Annotated in this window: 1 protein-coding gene; it reads left to right on the forward strand. The window is 64.2% G+C overall.

Annotated elements, in window-relative coordinates; translation table 11 throughout:
• Positions 1-2: 2 nt before the first annotated feature.
• Positions 3-715, forward strand: a 713-nt coding sequence (locus V7S54_RS33240) for an electron transfer flavoprotein subunit beta/FixA family protein (protein ID WP_336410029.1), incomplete at its 3' end; no start/stop codon positions are given.

A 715-nucleotide genomic window follows, 5' to 3' on the forward strand; every position in this document is an offset into this window, starting at 1 on the left:
CCATGAAAATACTTGTGACGGTGAAGCGGGTGGTTGACTACAACGTCAAGATCCGCGTGAAGGCAGACGGTTCGGGCGTCGAGCTTGCGAACGTGAAGATGTCGATGAACCCCTTCGACGAGATCTCGGTCGAAGAGGCGCTGCGGCTGAAGGAAGCCGGCAAGGCGGAGGAAGTCGTCGTCGTTTCCGTTGGTCCGGCCAAGGCCGAAGAGACGCTGCGCACGGCCCTTGCCATGGGCGCCGACCGCGCCATCCTGGTTGAGACCGAAGACCAGGTCGAGCCGCTCACTGTCGCCAAGATCGTCAAGGGCGTTGCCGAAGCCGAACAGCCGGGCCTGATCATCGTCGGCAAGCAGGCGATCGACGACGATTCGAACCAGACCGGCCAGATGCTGTCGGCGCTGCTCGGCTGGGCCCAGGGCACCTTTGCCTCCAAGGTCGAGATCGGCGATGGCAAGGCCACCGTGACGCGCGAAGTCGACGGCGGTCTGCAGACCATCGACATCAAGCTGCCGGCAGTCGTCACCACCGACCTGCGCCTCAACGAACCGCGCTACGCCTCGCTGCCCAACATCATGAAGGCGAAGAAGAAGCCGCTCGACAAGAAGTCGCCGGCCGACTTCGGCGTCGACACCGCCGCCCGCCTCAAGGTGCTGAAGACCGAGGAGCCGTCGGGCCGCAAGGCCGGCATCAAGGTCAAGTCGGTCGCCGAGCT

Source organism: Ensifer sp. CCNWLY38 (genome assembly GCF_037120565.1).
In the GTDB taxonomy this organism is placed as follows: domain Bacteria; phylum Pseudomonadota; class Alphaproteobacteria; order Rhizobiales; family Rhizobiaceae; genus Ensifer; species Ensifer adhaerens_H.